This window comes from Marivirga tractuosa, assembly GCF_042140215.1.
Classification (GTDB): Bacteria; Bacteroidota; Bacteroidia; order Cytophagales; family Cyclobacteriaceae; genus Marivirga; species Marivirga tractuosa_A.
In genome coordinates this window covers 1912292-1932229 of sequence record NZ_CP159478.1, presented here as the reverse complement: position 1 = coordinate 1932229, position 19938 = coordinate 1912292, and the positions used below count along the sequence as shown (strand labels likewise).

The window sequence follows — 19938 nt, the reverse complement described above, 5'->3', positions numbered from 1 at the left end:
AATTATGTTAACAAACCGAACACCAATCATAGGCATCGGTGCTTCTGCGGGGGGTCTAGAGCCTTTAGAAGTATTTTTTAATTATGCTAATCATATTGCTGGTTATGCTTATGTAGTCATTCAGCATTTAGCCCCCAACCATAAAAGCCTGATGGATGAGTTGTTGGCAAGGCACACTAATTTGCCCATCAAAGTTATTGAAGATGGAATGGACATTGAACCCAATTCCATTTTTCTTAATCCACCCAAAAAATTCGTTACTCTTTCAGGAAATAAATTAAAACTAAGCGATAAGGAAGATAAAAAGTTGAGCTTTCCTATTACCACCTTTTTCCAATCTTTGGCAGAGCATAACCAAGAACTCTCCGCAGCCATTGTTTTATCTGGCACTGGTAGTGATGGTTCGGAAGGAATTAAATTTATAAAAGAAAAAGGAGGAATTGTATTAGTCCAAGATCCGGAATCATCAAAATTTGATGGAATGCCCAAAAATGCCATCCATACTGGTTCTGTTGATAAAGTATGTGCCGTTGAAGACTTACCAAAAGAACTTGATATATTCTTTAATAGCAATAAAAAGTTAACATTACTTGATTTTCAGACCGAAGAAAACAGTAAGCAAATCAAGAATATCCTAAAAGAAGTTGAAAATCAAACCCAAATTGATTTCTCAGGATACAAATTCTCCACTATGTACAGGAGAACGGTCAGAAGAATGGGTATTCAAGGCTTCACCAATTTGGATAAATATTTAGAATATCTCAAAAAGAATAATTCTGAAGGGGCATTATTGGCAAAAGAATTACTAATAGGAGTTACCCGTTTTTTCAGAGATACGGAAACTTTTGATGCCATCAAGGATAGACTCATTCCAGAATTAATTAATCAAACATCAGAAACCAAAAATATTAGAGTATGGGTTCCCGCTTGTTCTAGCGGGGAAGAAGCCTACTCTATAGCCATTTTAATAAAAGATTATCTAAGGAAAAATAATCTTCAATATGATGTAAAAATCTTTGCAACGGATTTGGATGTTGAGGCCATTAAAGCTGCTAGTAATCCCTTTTTTCCGGAAAATATTGCCAATGAAATAGAACCCAACATTTTAGGAGCATATTTTATCCATCAAAAAGAAGGCTACAAGATTGCGAATGAAATCCGGGATATGATTGTCTTTACGGTTCACAACATCATTCAGGATCCTCCATTTAGTAAAATTGATTTAGTCAGTTGTAGAAATTTTTTAATTTATCTGAATCCTAATATTCAAAAACAGCTTTTTTCGCTCTTTCAATTCACCTTGAAATCAAATGGATTCCTAGTATTAGGCTCAAGTGAATCAGTTGGGGAGAAAGATACTGCATTTCAAGAGTTCGATAAAAAACATAAAATATTTCAAAATAAGAAGAATCAAAAGGTCTTAAAAGCAATGGATCAAGGAGCCAATAAGAAACCCATTAGGATGAAAATGACTCCTTCAACAGACCAAAATCAAATCAGCTCGGCAAACAGTAAATTTACAATCTCTCCTAAAAAAATGTTGGAAAACATCAGAGACTTTTTAATTCAAGAATATGTCCCTGATGCAGTCATATTTAATCAGAATTTTGATTTGGTTCATACCACAGGAAGAACTAATCAATGGCTCAAATTACCTTTAGGCGTAGTCAGCATCAATATCCTTAGAATGTTGCCTGAAAATTTAAGTTTAACTTTTGAGGTCGCTGCCAATAAAATTATTCAAGAAGACAAGGAAGTAAGCTTAAAAAATGCGGAGCTCACTCCGGAAATGGAAAAAATATATGACACAAAATTCCTCAATATTTATTTCAAAAAAATAGAAAGTGATGATGGGTCTGTATTGATTATTGCATTGTTTGAAGGGAATAAAAGCATACAAAAGAAAGGTAAAACCTCTCCTATCAACTTAGATTTAGCCTCCAAAGAAAAAATCGAGCTACTGGAAAGAGAATTAAAGGTAAATAAAGAAAACCTTCAAACAACCATTGAAGAACTTGAATCAAGCAACGAGGAACTACAAGCATCCAATGAAGAACTGCAAAGTTCAAATGAAGAATTAGAGTCGGTAAATGAAGAATTATATACTGTAAATGCAGAGTTTCAAGAAAAAGTAGAAGAACTGACCGCTTCCAATAATGATTTAAACAACCTTATTTACAGCACCAATATTGCGATACTTTTTTTAGATGAAGAACTCAATATTAGGAAGTTTACCCCTGCAATTAAAGATATACTTAATCTGATGGTACATGATGAGGGCAGACATATCAGTCATTTTAGGTCACGCTTTCAAATAGAAAATTTCACGGATAAAATAGAGGAAGTTCACAGAGATTTACAGCCTTTTGAAACGACCATTCAAGACCCGAATGATAGGCAGTTTATGATGAGGGTATCTCCATTTAGAACCAATAAAAATGAGATTAAAGGTGTTGTAATATCTTTTGTGGAAATCACATCCTATTCTCAAGCCAATAATTCGGTACAACTTCCTGAAAATGCTATAAACCAAATTAATCAAGATTTCGAAAATCAAATTGAGCTATTCAAATTGATTATAAATCAATCAAGTGAGATGATTTGTTTGCTCGATATGAATGGGGAAATAGAATATATTTCACCTGCTGCAAAAGAAATTTTAGGTGTGAATCCTGAAAATTTACTTACTATAAATCCTAATAAATTTATAAAAGACAAAGACCATCAAAACTTATGGAAAAGCACATTTAATAAAATAAAGCAAGGGGAAAACACAGCTACAATCCAAATTGAACTCAAAACAGGAAGGAACGAATCAAAATGGTTGGAAACTCGATTTAAGGCTGTAAACAATGAAAAAGGCGAATTATTTAAAATTTTAGCCATTAGTAAGGACGTTAGTAGAAGGATTTATTTCGAGGAAGAAATTCAAAAACTATCTTTAATTGCTAAACAGACTAAATATGCTATAATCATTACCGATTTAGAAGGAAAAATTAATTATGTTAATGAATCCTTTTTAAAATTAACAGGCTATAAGGAGTCTTATGTTTTAGGCAAAAAGCCAGGAGATTTCCTACAAGGAAAGGAGACAGACCCTAAAACTGTGAAAATAATGAGTGATGCCATAAAAGAAAGAAAAGGTTTTCAAGTGGATATCATTAATTATACTGACAAAGGACATAAATATTGGACTAATATTCAATGTGAACTTTTACATGACCGATTCAGAAAACCTATTGGTTTCTTTTCCATTCAGGCAGAAATAAGTCGTGAAAAAGAATTTGAAAACCAAATTGAGTCGTTAAACCAAATACTTAAATCCCGAAATAATAAGCTCACAGAGCTGAACAAGTCATTAGAGGAATTTGCATATGTGGCTTCTCATGATTTAAAAGAGCCTGCACGAAACATTAAAAGCATTCTAGAACTGATTTTGAAAAAATCTGAAGGCGAATTGGATGAAAAACTGGTAAAATACATGGACATGGCAGTTTCTGCTGGAGATAAAATGAATCAGCTGATCAATTCATTATTAGAGTTTTCAAGATCAGGAGTTCTTAATGAAGACTTAAAGACTATTAAAGTTGAAGAGGCTATTAAGGAATTAAAATTTTCGTTAAATTCTTTAATTGTAGAGCATAATGCAGAAATTATAGTGGAAGATAATATTGAGAAATTTCAAGCCTATCCTATATTGTTTGGAAGGTTATTACAAAACCTTGTACAAAATGCAATAAAATATCGTTCTAAAGCAAAGCCTAAAATTATTATTACTGCAGATGAAAATGAATTATATTATTTGTTTTCAGTTGCAGATAATGGAATTGGTATTTCGGAAAGAGATTTTGAAAGAGTATTTAAAGTCTTCCAAAAAGTTCATGACAAAGATTCACAAAGTCATGGAATAGGTTTAGCAGTTTGTAAAAAGATAGTAGAAACTCATTTTGGAGAAATTGATATTGAAAGCCAGGAAGGGCTAGGTTCCACTTTTCATTTTACAATTAGTAAACAATTATAATAAGCCTGATTTATAAAGATCAGAATAGATTACATAATTGTAATGTATTGGAGTATTTTAATTACTCCACATTTTTATTAAAAGAAAACTTTATGCCAATACCCGAAAATAAAGGACTGAATATACTATTAATAGAGGATAATCCTGGAGATCAAGTATTAGTTTCTGATTATCTAAGAGAGGAATTTCCTAGATTAATATTAGAAACAGCTAGTGATTTTAATGAAGCTAAGAACTTTCTACATAAGGATACTATTCAGTATAAATTAATTTTATTGGATTTAAGCTTACCAGATATTGACCATCATAGTCTGTTAAAAGAAATTATTACTTTAGCACCAAATACTCCTATCATTATCCTAACAGGCCATGATGATATCAATATAGCAATTGAATCATTGACTTTAGGCTACACGGATTACTTGTTAAAAGATGATCTTACCAGTAAAAGATTAAGGAAAAGTATTACATATGCTTTTGAACGAAAACACATTGATAAACAACTTGAAACATCCGTAAAAAGATATCATCAACTTTTTCAAGTGAATCCTCAACCTATTTGGGTCATCAATAGCCATACGGGTAATTTTATCGAAGTCAATAATTCAGCATTAGAAAAATATGGCTATACGAAGGATGAATTCTTAAAAATGAAAATCCAGAATATAGATAAGGATTATGATGAAGAAAAATTAAGGAATCATCATACTGAAGGTGAAATATTAAAAAACGAGAACCTTCATAAACACAAACTAAAAAACGGTCATGAAATTCAAGTTAAGCTTTACAGTAATTTCATAGATTATCAAGGCATTGACGCCATTTTACTAATGGCAATTGATTTAAGTGAAACAGAATCCTATATAAGCCAGATAGAAAATCAAAATCAGCAATTAAAAGATATAGCTTGGGAACAATCTCATCTGGTTCGTGAACCTTTAACCAGGATGATGGGGATCATCAGCAGACTAGAAGAAAAACATTTAGATCAGTTAAAAAATTTAGATAATGAAGCTGCTTTTCTATTGAAAAATGCATTACGATCTGCCCATGAAATTGACGATGTAATTAGAAGTATAGTAAATAGGGCTAGTAATAGAAAAGAATAAATCCACTTATAAAAATTATCTAAGAATACAGCTTTACTTTTAGTAGTATTGCAACTAATGAAAGCAGCTCTACAATATTTAGGATTTATAATATTTAGTATCAGTTTTTTTCAAATTGCCAACGCTCAAAATAAGGCTCAGCAAACCCAATACAATCTCCAAAAAACAAAGGAAAATATAGTTTTAGATGGGGAATTGAATGAAACTGTTTGGAAAAATTCAGAAGTAGCAACTGACTTCTTTATGACTATTCCCAATGATGACCGTCCTGCTTCTTTGGAGTCAGAAGTGAGAATGACTTATGATGAAGAAAATTTTTATTTCGCCATTACATGTTTTGATGGAGAAGATGGTTATGTAGTACAATCTTTAAGAAGAGACTGGGATGGGCCATTAAATGAAAATTTTACCGTTTTTATTGACCCCTATAATGACTTCACTAACGGGTTTTCATTTGGAATAACTCCTTTTGGAGTACAACGTGAAGCCACTATAGATGAAGGATCCAATACTAATGCAGACTGGGACAATAAGTGGTATTCTAATGTCAAAACCTACCAAGACCGATGGGTAGCTGAGATTGCAATTCCTTTTAAATCCATACGATATAGCCATGAAAATAAGGTTTGGAACATTCAATTTACGCGGAACCAATTAAAAAGAAACGAGCAAAGTAGTTGGATTGCCGTTCCTCAGCAATTTAATGCAAATGCCCTAACTTTTTCAGGCCAAGTAAGGTGGCCTGAAAACCCTCCAGAAGCTGGTACAAATATCTCTTTTATACCTTATGCCTTGGGGGATTATAGTAGAAATTTTCAGGAACCCGATTTGGATGAAGGATTGGGTGGAAATGTTGGTTTCGATGCAAAAATCGGGCTTTCTCCTTCCCTTAACTTAGATTTAACCGTAAATCCTGATTTCTCTCAAGTGGAAGTAGATCGACAGGTTATTAACCTAAGCAGATTTGAAGTGCAATTCCCAGAGAGAAGACAATTCTTCCTTGAAAATGCCGATCTCTTTAGCAAATTTGGTTTCCCTCAGTCAAGGGCCTTTTTCTCTAGAAGAATCGGAATTACAACCGATACCTTAGGTCGATCGGAACAAGTTCCCATTTTAGGCGGTGCCAGAATGAGTGGAAAACTTAATGAAAAGCTGAGAATAGGTGTTTTAAATATGTTGACTGATAAACGTGATGACCTACAACTCCCCTATCAAAATTATAGTGTAGTTGCACTTCAGCAAAATATTTTGAAACGATCTAATTTGGCTTTTGTATTTGCTAACAAAGAAAACTTAGGGGTAGAGAAAGGAAAAGATATCAGTGAATATAATCCACAGGTGGCCCGAAGAGAAATTCAAGACAATGATACTACAACGAGTTATAAACTTTTCAACAGAGTATTAGGAGCAGAATTTAATCTTTTTACTGAAGATACTCGTTGGGCAGGAGATTTCTACTATCAACGTTCATTTGATAACTGGAATAAAAACGGCACCTATAATCACGGAGCTTTTTTACGTTATCAAAGAAGAAACTATTCTGTTAGATGGGTCCATACTGCCATTGGTGATGGCTTTAATGCTGAAATGGGATTTGTACCAAGAGTGGGCTATAATCAAGGTTCCTTAAGCCCAAGCTATATTTTCTATCCTGAAAATGATAAAATCATTAATCATAGCGTAAGTTTAGATGTATCCTATACCACCAATTCGGATTTTAGCAGAATAACCGATCGCTCTTTCAGTCTGTCGCATGATTTTAATTTTACTAATACTTCTTCTGCTTCTGTTAATTTGAGTAGAAATTATGAATATATGTTTTTTGACTTCAGCCCTATAGCTCCATTTAATGACAGCTTGCTCTTGCAAGGGACAGATTATGAATGGAATGTTTTGCAAGCCAATTACACCTCAGACAGAAGATCATTGTTAAACTATGATATTAGCACCAGCTACGGTGGTTTTTATAATGGTAGCAGATTTAACGTCAATGGAAATGTGGGCTACCGTTTCCAGCCATATGGATCTTTTTCAATTCGATACGATTTCAATTCAATCGAATTAGCAGAAGGCTTTGGAGAAGCCAAATTTTACTTAATCGGGCCAAGGTTAGATCTGACCATGACCGATGCTGTATTTTTCACAGGCTTTGCTCAATACAATAATCGGTTTGATAATGTAAATTACAACTTACGTTTTCAATGGAGATTTGCGCCAGCCTCTGATATCTTTCTAGTCTACACTGAAAATTTTGCTCCAAATGGCCCAGTTGATTTCATTCCTGGTGATAACACTAAGAACAGGGCACTGGTTTTAAAACTCACCTATTGGTTGAATCTGTAAACTTCTCCACTTTCTCACTCGACCACTTCAACACTTGGCCACCTCAAAACTTAATCAGCACATATCCATCTGCTACATTTTTGGTAATAGTAGTTAAAGCAGAAGTGGCAACATGGGTTTTTTCCCATATCTCATTTCTTCCTAAATCTCTCATGATTAATGACTGTCCGCAGATTATGATAGCAGCACCAGCTTGATCAAGTGCTTCTAAAACAGGAATATTTGGGTTTTTTGGGATTCTAAACTGCTCAAAATAATTGCCATGGGACAGCAAATCATAAACTGCAGGACCATGAACAATGACTTTCATATCTAAATCAGCAGGTGAAACTCCCTCAATGCCATGCAAATTCATTAGTCGCGCAATATTATTCACCCAAAAAGAATGATCTTCAGGTTTTTCATTTCCTGAAACCAATTCAACTATAATTTTCACTTGCTTGCCTTCCTTTAATTGTTCTACTGCATTCTCAATTTCATAAATGCCTCCATAGCCTTTCACTATAGGAAATTGAGCCTCTTGTGCATATACTGAAGTGCTGAATATTGTAATCAGGATTAAAATAAAATAGATATTTTTCATTTTTAAGCTGTTTAAATAAGAGAGTACAAATTACATCAAAAATCGGATTTTAACTTATTGAATTACATTTAAGGCAAATTTTATCCATTAACACTATATTTTATCAAGATTAGCTTAATTAATTGCTTAGATAATAGTTAATTTGCAACTTTTTAAATTGAACTTTATCATTAATGGCATTACAGGAAGAATTTGAACAACAAGGCGTTTGGCTTTTTAAATATAGAGGTACTTTACCTGTTATTATTTTATTTATCGGAATGGCAATTTATGTTTATGCGGCCTTAAATCCTGAATTATTTATCATTCAAGACCCCCAAATAAAAAATTACTTCCTGATTTTTTGTATTGCCGTAAGTTTATTTGGACAATACATTAGAGCATATACCGTAGGGCACACTCCAAAAAACACCTCTGGTAGAAATACAGGCGAACAAGTGGCTGACAGCCTGAATACAACAGGGATTTATTCCACTGTAAGACACCCTCTTTATGTAGGGAATTTTTTCATGTGGTTGGGGCCAGCATTGGTGACAGAGAACATTTGGTTCATAGTAGCCTTTATTTTATTTTATTGGGTATATTATGAAAGAATCATGTTTGCTGAAGAGCAATTCTTAAGAAGAAAATTTAAGGAAGTATATACTTCTTGGGCTGAAAAAACTCCTGCCTTCATCCCATCTTTTAAGAATTTTGTGAAGCCGAATTTAGCTTTTAGTTGGAAGAAAGTTTTGAAGAAAGAAAAGAATGGTTTTGCTGCCATTTTCATCATTTTCTGTGCATTTGATGTGACAGCAGAACTTTTAAAAGGAACACAAAACTTTAATGTTTATTTAATTATTGCGGCTGCTATTTCTGTGTTGCTTTATTTAATATTAAAAGCCTTGAAAAAATCTTCCCTTTTAAGATTGGATGCAGATAGATAAATGAGTGATCTGATTATTAATTGTTAAAATTAATTTAAAGCTGTTTCAATATGAAATAGCTTTTTTTTATTCTTGCTCTTCTTCTGAATTCTGCTCTTCTGGTTTTTCGCTTTCGGAATTTTCGCTTTTTTCTTTCCCTCCAAAAAGTCTTTTCATAAAGCCTTTTTTCTTATTTGAAGTTGAATCACTAGCGTTTTCAACTTCTTTTCTTTCTGCTTTTGCTGCAGCTGAATCCCTTTGGGCTGCTTGTTCTTTTAAGACATCATTACCTACAAGCAACATATAATTCACAAAATCTACATTGTAATTAAATCTTTTGGTATTATCCCAGGCATCTTGACCTTGTGCCACCTGAGCTGAATCAAGTTCTGGGGTAAAAGGAGACTTTTCTTTTACCTCACCACCTTCAGCCTTTTCAGGAAGGCCATTTTTTCGAACGTCTAATAAAGAATCTACCTCTTCGCTATATACTTCCTTTTGTTTTACTTTCAGTAATTCTTGCTCTCTCCAATAACCATATTTCTTTTCTGAAATACCGTAAATATTTGTTTTGAAATTATTATTAGATGCTGAAGCCGTTAAAACAAGTGAGTCACCTTCAAATAAGGAAAATCTTTTCTTTTGCTCTTCCTCATCTAAAATATAACTACTCTGAAAAGCAGCACATACCATTTTGTCTTTACAGCCCGTAAAAACAAGTAAAATAAGAAGGTAAAAATGGATGTGCTTTTTCATTAATCATTCAGTAATTGAAAAACTCCTGCTTCCATGTATTCTGCCCATTCAGCATACATTTTGGCCGAAGGATGCAGTTTATCTTCAGCAATATAAGCTGTATCCCAAATTGCTTTTAAAGAAATTGGAGTAATATCGAAAAATCTAACACCATACTCGTCCGATAAGTTTTTAGCGATTCGATTATATACTTTCAATTCCTTAGTAATGATTGCAGAATTCTTATCATTTTCTTTTGCAAAAGGAGTTACTCCATAATCTGGAATACTGACAACAAATACTTTATTGGTCTTTTTTCCTGCCAAATTTATGGCCTTTTGTAAAATAATTTCAAATTCTTCCTCATACTGCTTAATTCCATATCCTCTATATTGATTATTTACTCCAATCAATATACTTACAATATCATATTTAGTACTTTGTAGAGATGAATCATTATTAATGGCATTTAATAATTCATCTGTCGTCCAACCTGTAGTAGCGACAACCTTATCTAGTTTAATTTCAATTCCTCTTTGATTAAGCTTATCTGATAATACTTTTGACCAAGTTTCATTACTACCAACAGCCTCTCCTATTGTATAAGAATCTCCTAATGCTAAATATGTTTTTGAATCTTGTGCCATAGTTTTATTGGATGCATTCCAAAATAAAAACAAAATTAAGAGAGATTTTAGGATTTTCATAATTGGTATTATAAATAAAATGCAATTTAAAATAAACTAATTGAAATAAAAACAATCTTTTCATATAGTTCAGCAGAAGAATTCCTGTAAATAAAATAAAAAGATAAAGATAATAACATAAGAATTATCCAAAAGCATAAAAAACGACATAATTACATTATATTATTAAGATTCATGTAAATTCATATACAATAATATGCCCTTAATCGAAAAACCTTATTTCATCTCGATATTTTTCGTTTTTTTTATTATTTGAAATTTTTAGTCACTTTTTCATTCAAATACCCAAAATAACGTCTTAATTGAGAACATTTTTACTATTTATATATTTTTTAGTACCTCATTTAGCAAATGCTCAAGAAAAAGTAACTACAGAGGGGATTCCAGGAGATGTAAATAGCACCTCACAGGACGTAAGGCCTATTATCTCAGATGATGGCAAAAAACTGTATATAAACAGAAGGTTTCATCCTGGAAATATAAAAGGTGAAAAAGATTTTCAAGATGTTTGGGTTAGTCAATATGATGCCAGAGGAATTTGGACTAAACCAAAGAACCTTGGAAAAAATTATAATGACAAAAAAGCCAATGATTTAGTAAGAGCTAGTAAAAATGATGATTCTTTAATATTTGTAAATGCCAGATATAGAGGTGTAGGATCTGAATTAGCCCTTTTCACTAAAGGAAGTAAAGACCCCAAGGAATTACCTATTGATGGTTATTACAACAACAGCCCCTATGTAGATTTCGACTATAATTTTAAGCATAAGGTGATTTTGATGGCTGTAGAAAGAAAAGATTCTGAAGGGGATCAGGATTTGTACTACAGTGTTTATCAAGATGATGCCAAAACATTCAGTACTCCTATGTACATGGGGAAATCTATAAACTCCCCTAAGGCAGATTTCGCCCCATTCTTAACTAATGATGGTAACACACTATTTTTCGCAAGTTACGGTCATAAAGGACGTGGTGCTGCTGATATTTTTATGGCTCATCGAAAAGGAGATGGATGGGATGAGTGGACAGAACCAGAGAATTTAGGAAATGTGATTAACACAAAGTTTGAAGAGACATTCGTTTCTATAGATCCAAGCTTTAATTACTTATATTATGATTCTTACCCTTCTGGTGCAGGGAATCGTAATATTTGGAGAGCTACGCTTTCAGATGAAATAAAAGAAAAAATTATAGCTGCAAGAGACCGAAATAAGAAAAAGAAAACAGAAGAAACGCAAGAACCTGAACCTGAACCTGAACCTGAGAAATTAATCACTAAAAAGGAAATCGACCAAGGAAATGATAGTGATAAGGAAGAGGTGAATAAGCCATCTGACAATAAGCAATCGATTGCACAAAACACCAATCCTGATGCCATTAAAATTGACCAGGAAATGGATTACGCGAAAGAACAAGAAAGGAATAATCAAGGATTTTTATCCCAACTTGGAGCTAAGCTTGGTTTAGGAGAAGAAGAAAATATAGACTTAATAGATGCAGGATCAAAAGGTAAAAAAATTAATAGAAATATTTACTTTAAATTTAATTCAGACAAGCTACAAGGTAAATTTGATATCCTTTTGGATAAGATTAGTGAAGAATTAGAAAATAATCCACAAATAAAAATACTTTTGGAAGGACATACTGACGCCATAGGTGGGGAAGATATAAATATTGACCTCTCATGTAATCGAGCAGATAATGTAAAGGATGCCTTAATTAATCGAGGTGTAAATCAATACAGAATAGAAATCAGCTGTGAAGGTAAAGAGCGCCCTATTGCCACTAATGATGATGAATTTGAAGGGAGGGAACTTAACAGGAGAGTGGAATTCTATTTATTCTGATTCACTTCGATCCTAATTTTTTTAGGTAATTTTGATACTACCAAATCATAGCTATGATTTACCCAATGAAAAATTTCCTTATCAGACATATTCCCATTAAATTCAATGGTATTCCAATGCTTTTTGTTCATATGATATCCAGGTTTTACAGCATCATACTTTTCTCTAAGCTTAATAGCCTCCTCAGGATCACATTTTACATTAACACTTTCAAATAAATCAATATCAATTAAAGCAAACATTTTTCCCATCACTTTAAAAACTAAAGTGCTTTCATCAAATGGGAGTTCTTCCGTTACTCCGTATTTATTTATACAAAAACTTCTAAATTCTTCAATGTTCATTTGGAGTAGTTTTACGTTTTTAAGGCAAAAGAATTAGTTTTAGATTATACTTTTCTCTTAAATTTATTCAAAATTATAATTACCATAAGCCATAAAAATGGCATATATGCCACTTCATATCGGATTAAAGTCCCGAAGTTTGGAGTAGCTAAAGTAATAACCGAAGATAATACACTCACATAAATTAAAATGGCTATCCCCCACCATTTTTCAGAACGATTAAATTTCAGTTTAAAAGATAAGATTATAGCGATAACGACTAAGAGCGTAAAAATTATTTTTTCAATAGCCCAGATTAAGGAAAAAAAGCTGAATGCTTCCCAAATAAAGGGACGAAATATTCCTGTGAACCAAGCTAAAGGAAGGTTTTGAATAACAAATAAAAAATCATTCTTGGCTAGTTGAAATTGTATTATAGAATCAACAGTGTTTTGAGCTATAACATCATGGCTAATTCGAATCAACTCAAAAAAGCGACCGCTGTGGAAAACCGGATGAATAAAAGCTATGCCAGTTCCCCCAACAATCAATAATCCAACATAAAGCATTAGCTTTTTAGGGAAAGGAAATTCTCTTAAAAATTTTGTTTGATTAAAAAGGAGGGTTAAAACTAGAATTGGTAATAAAGCAATAGGAACATAGTACTTCACTTTCCATAAGACAAATACACTTAATATAGCAAGAATTGCATATAACCAATTTGAGGGTTTAGCTACCCATTTTAAAACCGAAAAACCTAAAGCATAAATAGCAATAGTCATTAGGCTTTCTTTCATTAAACCTGAACTCCAAAAAGTAATTGAAGGAATAAAAAGCAAGGCAATATAGATTACAAACTTATTTTCCTTGGAAATTTTCACCAATTCACGAGCAAATGACCATGTAGCTAATCCTGAAAAAAAGCTTAAATAAATGCTCATGCTGAAATAATTTCCTTGAGTTAGAGCATAAAGAAAACTCATCAGTCTGACGAAAAAGTAAGTTCTTGGCTCTGACTGGGCTGAAAATTCAGCTTGGGATAAACTTAAAGGAGCAAATCCAATCCATTCTGAAAATGAAATTCTATCGGTCTGAAAATATTGAAATAAGGCTTGAGCTTGCTCATAAAAGTATATAGTATCACCAATTCCACCGTAATAAGACCAGTATAGAAAACCCATAAGGACACCACAACTGATTTTAAGAAGCATAAAAGCACTGAAGATTATCTTATCATCCACTTCTGATATTTTTCGAATGACTGCACTAAAAATTACAGTCAAAATCAGAATATGGACAATGATAGAAATCATGCTTTCAAAATGGATAAGCCTATACTGCAATCCAGACACTTTTTAGGTTGACAATATTCATTATGAAGTTGAATCATAGCTTGTGAATCAAATGCAGATTTTAGATCTTCTCCCAAATCCTCAAATTTTTTGGTAATATAATTCTTTTCTGCTTTTAAGTCATTCAATAAGCCAATGGCTTTATCCATATATTTCTCCTCTCCTACGCTATTGGCGTAAAGTGCCAAAAGTGGCGGAATACAATTTATGATCAAGGTTTTAATGGAATTCTGTCCAAATTGTTTATTCCTGAATTTGCTTTCCTTATCAAACTGATAATGATTGAGCCAGTAATCAGAGACCTTCACCTTGAATCTTTTTTGAAGTATTTTCAAATTCAGATCGATTACAAAAGTATCAAACAAAGAAGGGAATACATTTAAAATTTGAGCTAATTCCGCTAATCTGATGGTCGGAAAATTAGCAGGTCGTAGGCGAAGAAATCTCCATTCATGCAGATGCATTCCACTTCCTAAAGTGGCTATATGCTTATGTTTTAGAAACTCCCATTCTTTTTTTAACTTAGTCGGATATTCATCTTCAAAATCCTGAACTAGGAATCCCGAAGCTCCAAATAACAGGGCTTCCAATTGAAAAATAGATGAACTGTATTTTTTAATCAATTGATAAGGAAGAATTTCAGCTAAGTGCTCAAATGGATGTTGGTTTACTTTAAAACCCATAGCAGATAACAACATAAAATAAGATGCCTGATCCCAGTTTTGGGATCCCTGCTCAAAATGGCTTTTAGCCTTTTCAGATTTTTGATGAAGTCTTTCTACTAAAGCTTTCTCCAGCATTTCAGATTTATACAAATCACTTATTTCAGTCCACTGCCCAGCACAGGGGATTTCATCTGGTGAACTTTGTAGCTTTTGATACTTTTTAATCAGATCATAATTTACCCGGTCTTTCAATTCGACTGTAGGGATTCTACTTCCATCAAGATGCTTTATTGGCTCATCATTTTTCCAGACCACATGCAAAACCACATTTTCATAATTGGGATCTGTTTGATGATGGTGTCTATTCCAGTCGGATGACTTGATATGGATTTCTACTGCGCCATTCCATTCCATTTCATCAATCAATATTTTAGCTTGCTGAAAATCAGGGCCAGAATTGGAATGCGCAAAACCAGTTTTGATGGTTTTTATTGAAGCCCCATCGGAAGTTTCTAACTCATTTTTATCAAATTTCTGATAGCGCCAGACATAATGCAAAAAATCTTCTTTCATTGATTGATAGTTTGGTTGAAAAAATGAATATCTGAAAACTATGAATTTATTACAAATTGGGGATTATGTAATGTTTAAATTATTGCTCTTAGATATATCAAGGGAAGGTTATTTTTCATTTAATAAGTCTTCAACCTCAGATTTTAAGTTTACTATATCTCTAATTACGATAGACCAAATAATTTCATCTGAAACACTATCATAACCATGACTTATTCTATTTCTGGTATCTACAATCTTTCTTGCATTTTTAATTGGAAATTCAGGTTTAACTTTAAGGATTCTATTAACGGCTTCCCCTATAATTTCGAGATTTCTTTCTATTGCTCTTCTACCTTTTAAGTCATTTAAGAATTCAAAATAATCTCTTTTTTCGGGTAAGAATGAGTAAATCTCTTTAATAGCCTGATGAATATCTTCTAGCCATGTATTGATTTCATTCTCCATATACAGGAAGTTTCGTTTTCTCGATTTCTTGTTTTAGGAATTTGTTTTTTATGGCTTTCATTTCCAGTAAATCAATTTTTCTTTTGAATATGTCTTCGAGATTAAATTTTATATTGAAATATTTATCAGAATACGAAAGTGGATCATTATCATCAATATCAATAACAAAATCAATATCGCTATCGGCTCTTAATTTATCATTTATTACAGAGCCGAATGCAAATAATGACTTAACATTATTATCAATGCAAAGCTTTTTAATTTTCTCTATATATTTATTTACCTCTTTCATTATCAAGTAGTAAATTAACTAAAATCTAATTAAAAGTAAGTAAATATTAGGAATAGGTTTCAAAAATTGAAAATATTTTCTTTCCACAAATTTTATCTTCAATATTGTAAAATCCTGTTTTTAGTGATTAATTGCGCCTATGGTTCTCAATTACATCTGGATTGCATTTTTTCTAATTGCCTTTGTCTTTGCCTTAGTCCAATGGATTTTCATGGGCGATATGGAAATATTTCCAGCTCTCACTCAAGCTACTTTCGATAATGCCAAATTGGGATTTGAAATTTCATTATGGCTAACAGGTGTGATGTCTCTTTGGCTAGGTATAATGAAAATAGGCGAAAAAGGAGGAATGGTATCCATTTTAGCTAAAATTACTTCTCCCTTGTTTTCAAGACTTTTTCCAGAGGTTCCAAAAAATCATCCTGCCATGGGCGCCATGTTGATGAACATTTCAGCCAACATGTTGGGCTTAGATAATGCTGCCACACCATTGGGATTAAAAGCTATGCATAGTTTGCAGGAATTAAATCCTGTTAAAGACACAGCAAGTAATGCGCAAATTATGTTTTTGGTACTGAACACCTCAGGATTAACCATTATTCCCATCAGTATAATGGTCTATCGCTCTCAGTTAGGTGCAGCTGATCCTTCTGATGTATTTATCCCCATTTTACTTACTACATTTTTCTCTACTTTGAGTGGATTAATAGCTGTTTCTTTGGTTCAGAAAATCAACCTTTTCCATAAAAATATATTACTTTCTTTAGGCCTATTGAGTCTTATAATTGCAGGCATCATCTGGTTTTTCAGTAGCCTTAGCCAATCAGAACTAGGGCCTATTTCGTCTAATATTGCCAATTTCATTTTATTCTCTATCATCATAGCTTTTATTGTACTGGCTGTTCGCAAAAAAGTGAATGTATATGATTCTTTTGTGGAAGGTGCTAAGGAAGGCTTTAATTATGCTATAATGATTATTCCGTATTTGATTGCCATTTTGGTGGCTGTGGGCGTATTTAGAGCATCAGGGGCAATGATGGTTTTAAAAGACGGCTTAGAAGCAATAGTTGCTTTTGTAGGCTTAAATACTGATTTCGTACCTAGTATCCCAACTGCTTTAATGAAACCACTCAGTGGCAGCGGTGCCAGAGGTATGATGGTCGATGCCATGGAAGTTCATGGAGCTGATTCCTTTGTAGGAAGACTAGTGAGTGTAATGCAAGGGTCAACAGAAACCACTTTTTATGTTTTAGCAGTATATTTTGGATCAGTCAATATCCGAAATTCACGTTATGCTTTAACTTGCGGCTTGATAGCCGATGCAGTTGGGATTGTAGCAGCTATTTTGATTAGCTATATGTTTTTCTATTAATCCATATACCTACCCCTCTGTTTGGTGTTTTCACCAAACATTTTTAATGTGATGGTTCAAAACAATCAATCTTCTCACCTGTTCATCATACATGAAAAGAATTAAGGATTTAAAGCCTGAAGAGATTGACAGAATAGTTGAAATGGGCTGGGAAGACCGAACCACTTTTGATGCTATTTATAATCAGTTTGGTATGTCTGAAAAGCAAACCATTAAAATCATGCGCAAGGAAATGAAACCTTCAAGTTTTAGGATGTGGCGTAAGCGTGTTCAAGGAAGAAAAACCAAGCATGAAGCTTTAAGAAAGGATGAGGTAAAACGTTTTAAATCAACTCGTCAAAAGACTATAAGCTTGAATAAGTTTAAATGAAATAAATGGTTTGAGTTAAATAGACTATTTTAAGTTGAAGTTGTTCTTGAAAATGCTCCAGAGGAGCTAGTAGTTTCCACCAGCCGGAGATTCTGTGTTGAAAACCAAATGATTTTTCATTAAATTTACAATTAGGAAAACAAATCAAGAGCGGACTTGATCCAGCTCGGTTAGGGCGGCCTCTCGGGGCTGCTCTAATAAAAATTTATCCTTGTAATATTCTGGATTATATCTTTCTTCTTTTTTCCATAGCGTATAAATTAGTATCAGCAATTTCCTTTGCACGGCCACATAACTTTTCATTTTAATTTTTTGCCTTTCAAATAAGCGATTATAAAAATTACTTGATTGTTCGTCATTTTGAACTGCCGTTAAAGCTGGGAAGTAAAGTGCTTTTCTAATATGTTTATTTCCTTTGTGAGAGATGCGAGGTTTAGTGTTAACTGATGTGCCTGATTGTTTGTTGTTGACATCATAACCGGCATAACATACCAATTGACGACTGTTTCTGATAAGGTTAAAGCCATTTGTTTCTGCTATTACAATGGTTGCTGTAATAAAACCAACTCCTTTTAGGGAGCATATGTATTCAATTTTCTTTTTTAACCATGGGGTTTGACCGACTATTTCTTTCATCTGAGTTTCTACTTGGTCAATCAGCTTATCCAAGAACTTAATGTGTTGCTTGGCTCTCTTTAATGTAAACTTATCGACTTCTGCCATGTGTTCTTTGGCATGTTGTTGGTTCTTGGCCCTGGTTCTTTCATTGAGTAATTGCTCTCTTTCTCTGCTCAGGCCTTTTAATTTCAATAAAGAGACATCCGGTTTTGTCCAGTTGTCAATCTTTTTTAATAAACCAAATTCAGCAATGTGTCTAGCACTGATTTTATCGTCTATGCGCCTCACATCGGTACTACGGCAATAATTAGCTACTTTGTTCGGCAGAACAACAGCAAGTTCAAAACCATTATCGTAAAGCGTGTAAGCCAATTGCTCATGATAAACACCGGTTGCTTCCATGACAACTTGAAGTGGGAGATCATTAAGTTGATGTCTTTTAACCCAATTCATCAATTTCTTGATATCCTTTTTGGTATTGGCAAACTGACCACTTGATACAGTTTTAAATTCAAAATCCTCTTGCAGGGTCATCAGAACGATATCCAGCGTATCCATTGAAACATCGATTCCACAGCATTGTCTAAGTACTTTCATGGCTTTAAAATTTAGTTAAACATCAGCAATAAGATACTCTTATGGATCCTGTCTCGTGTTAATGCAAGATATTTCAATTGATGAAATTCTTTAGATTCTAGTTCGGATTTTACAAAGAGTAAAAACAAGGCGAGGATTATCTCCGGCTCAACATAGCTCATGGCTTGTTTAGGCAAGCGCGTTACTCTCCACCTTGTCCAATTGCTTTATTAAAAATACTAATTACTTTTAAGAATTGTAAACATACGAGGCAGGAGGAAGTTGGGGTGTTCCAAAGTCTAGAGGTCTGATAGCTTTGAACCTTAAGCTTTCAACTATCGCCAGCATCTTGCTGGTGATGTTTACTAGGTGCCTCTGGCACGGAACGTCAGCTAGCCTTAAGAATAAAATTAGGCTTTTAGTGCATAAAATCCGCTAGGTGGTAGTAGTTTTCACCATCCGGAGACAAATAGAGAGCAATTATTTCTATTAATGCAACCTGTCTTCCCTTACTTCCAAATTCTTCATGATTTCGGCTTCGGCTTCTAATAATTCTGCCCAACGTTTTCTTACTTCTTCCTTTGGTTGGTAACTTTCTGCTAGCTTCAAGAAGTTTTTATAATGTCCTGCTTCTGAAACCATTAATTCGTAATAAAACTTCTTTAATTCCTCATCCTGAATATGGAGATGCAATTGTTTAAACCTTTCACAGCTCCTGGCTTCAATCAAAGCATTGATCAACAGCTTCTCCATTAATTGAAATTTTCGGCTCCCTCCTTTAATTTCCAATTTCATCAATTGGGAAACGTATTCATCTTTTCTTTGAAAACCGAGCTTATAACCTCTCTTTTCTAATTGTTCTAACACTCTTTCAAAATGCGACCATTCTTCGGCCACCACTGGTGTCATCACTTTCACCATTTCATCCATTTCAGGGAAATTAATTATCAAACTCATGCATGAGCTGGCAGCTTTTTGTTCACAATAAGCATGATCAACTAAAATATCCTTAATATTTTTTTCAGCTATATTGATCCATCTCGGGTCGGTAGGTAATTCTAATCCTAAAGTGAATTTCTCTTTTTCCATTTCTAATTTTA

General features: G+C 33.4%; 17 protein-coding genes. 7 read left to right on the top strand and 10 right to left on the bottom strand.

What is annotated here, in order from left to right:
• Nucleotides 1-4 precede the first annotated feature (4 nt).
• From ABWH96_RS08875 to ABWH96_RS08865, 3 genes are all read left to right on the top strand, one after another.
• Nucleotides 5-4021, top strand: a complete 4017-nt coding sequence (locus ABWH96_RS08875; protein ID WP_375581098.1) for a CheR family methyltransferase — start codon at nucleotides 5-7, stop codon at nucleotides 4019-4021.
• A 92-nt stretch (nucleotides 4022-4113) separates the two neighbouring features.
• A complete protein-coding gene (locus ABWH96_RS08870) occupies nucleotides 4114-5130 on the top strand; it encodes a response regulator (protein ID WP_375581097.1) in 1017 nt (338 codons plus the stop codon).
• Between the two features lie 57 nt (nucleotides 5131-5187).
• Complete coding sequence (locus ABWH96_RS08865) at nucleotides 5188-7473, top strand: DUF5916 domain-containing protein (RefSeq protein ID WP_375581096.1); 2286 nt, start codon at nucleotides 5188-5190, stop codon at nucleotides 7471-7473.
• A 43-nt stretch (nucleotides 7474-7516) separates the two neighbouring features.
• Here the strand turns inward: ABWH96_RS08865 and ABWH96_RS08860 are convergent, their stop codons facing one another.
• Nucleotides 7517-8056, bottom strand: coding sequence for a DsrE family protein (locus ABWH96_RS08860; protein ID WP_375581095.1), 540 nt, complete (start codon nucleotides 8054-8056; stop codon nucleotides 7517-7519).
• A 173-nt stretch (nucleotides 8057-8229) separates the two neighbouring features.
• On the opposite strand from ABWH96_RS08860, the gene ABWH96_RS08855 reads away from it, so the two are divergent.
• A complete protein-coding gene (locus tag ABWH96_RS08855; RefSeq protein ID WP_375581094.1) occupies nucleotides 8230-8982 on the top strand; it encodes a methyltransferase family protein in 753 nt (250 codons plus the stop codon).
• Nucleotides 8983-9048: 66 nt separating this feature from the next.
• Here the strand turns inward: ABWH96_RS08855 and ABWH96_RS08850 are convergent, their stop codons facing one another.
• Nucleotides 9049-9717, bottom strand: a complete 669-nt coding sequence (locus ABWH96_RS08850; RefSeq protein ID WP_375581093.1) for a hypothetical protein — start codon at nucleotides 9715-9717, stop codon at nucleotides 9049-9051.
• Nucleotides 9717-10343, bottom strand: coding sequence for an SGNH/GDSL hydrolase family protein (locus ABWH96_RS08845; protein WP_375581092.1), 627 nt, complete (start codon nucleotides 10341-10343; stop codon nucleotides 9717-9719). The genes ABWH96_RS08850 and ABWH96_RS08845 overlap by 1 nt, the downstream gene beginning before the upstream one ends.
• 362 nt (nucleotides 10344-10705) lie before the next feature.
• Between ABWH96_RS08845 and ABWH96_RS08840 the strand changes: the two genes are divergently transcribed.
• Entirely contained in the window at nucleotides 10706-12250 is a 1545-nt protein-coding gene (locus ABWH96_RS08840) for an OmpA family protein (protein ID WP_375581091.1), read from the top strand.
• Here ABWH96_RS08840 and ABWH96_RS08835 read toward each other — a convergent pair.
• From ABWH96_RS08835 to ABWH96_RS08815, 5 genes are all read right to left on the bottom strand, one after another.
• Nucleotides 12238-12594 (bottom strand): MmcQ/YjbR family DNA-binding protein, encoded by a 357-nt coding sequence (locus tag ABWH96_RS08835; RefSeq protein ID WP_375581090.1) that lies wholly within the window; start codon nucleotides 12592-12594, stop codon nucleotides 12238-12240. The genes ABWH96_RS08840 and ABWH96_RS08835 overlap by 13 nt on opposite strands.
• Before the next feature lie 44 nt (nucleotides 12595-12638).
• On the bottom strand, nucleotides 12639-13886 hold the full coding sequence (locus tag ABWH96_RS08830) for a hypothetical protein (protein WP_375581089.1): 1248 nt from the start codon (nucleotides 13884-13886) through the stop codon (nucleotides 12639-12641).
• The gene (locus tag ABWH96_RS08825; protein ID WP_375581088.1) at nucleotides 13883-15163 is read right to left on the bottom strand and encodes a DUF2851 family protein; all 1281 of its coding nucleotides are present in this window, start codon (nucleotides 15161-15163) and stop codon (nucleotides 13883-13885) included. The genes ABWH96_RS08830 and ABWH96_RS08825 overlap by 4 nt, the downstream gene beginning before the upstream one ends.
• 108 nt (nucleotides 15164-15271) lie before the next feature.
• Nucleotides 15272-15610 carry a DUF86 domain-containing protein gene (locus ABWH96_RS08820; RefSeq protein ID WP_375581087.1) on the bottom strand — a complete coding sequence of 113 codons (339 nt, stop codon included), beginning with the start codon at nucleotides 15608-15610 and terminating at the stop codon, nucleotides 15272-15274.
• A complete protein-coding gene (locus ABWH96_RS08815; protein WP_013455697.1) occupies nucleotides 15600-15902 on the bottom strand; it encodes a nucleotidyltransferase domain-containing protein in 303 nt (100 codons plus the stop codon). Before ABWH96_RS08815 ends, ABWH96_RS08820 begins: the two co-directional genes overlap by 11 nt.
• Nucleotides 15903-16041: 139 nt before the next feature.
• Here ABWH96_RS08815 and ABWH96_RS08810 point away from each other — a divergent pair, with 139 nt between their 5' ends.
• Nucleotides 16042-17274, top strand: coding sequence for a nucleoside recognition domain-containing protein (locus tag ABWH96_RS08810; protein ID WP_375581086.1), 1233 nt, complete (start codon nucleotides 16042-16044; stop codon nucleotides 17272-17274).
• Nucleotides 17275-17365: 91 nt separating this feature from the next.
• Nucleotides 17366-17644 (top strand): TIGR03643 family protein, encoded by a 279-nt coding sequence (locus ABWH96_RS08805; protein WP_375581085.1) that lies wholly within the window; start codon nucleotides 17366-17368, stop codon nucleotides 17642-17644.
• 144 nt (nucleotides 17645-17788) lie between these two features.
• Here ABWH96_RS08805 and ABWH96_RS08800 read toward each other — a convergent pair whose 3' ends face one another.
• Nucleotides 17789-18859 (bottom strand): IS110 family transposase, encoded by a 1071-nt coding sequence (locus ABWH96_RS08800; RefSeq protein ID WP_375580787.1) that lies wholly within the window; start codon nucleotides 18857-18859, stop codon nucleotides 17789-17791.
• Between the two features lie 468 nt (nucleotides 18860-19327).
• Nucleotides 19328-19927 carry a tRNA-(ms[2]io[6]A)-hydroxylase gene (locus tag ABWH96_RS08795; protein WP_375581084.1) on the bottom strand — a complete coding sequence of 200 codons (600 nt, stop codon included), beginning with the start codon at nucleotides 19925-19927 and terminating at the stop codon, nucleotides 19328-19330.
• Between the last annotated feature and the right edge of the window lie 11 nt (nucleotides 19928-19938).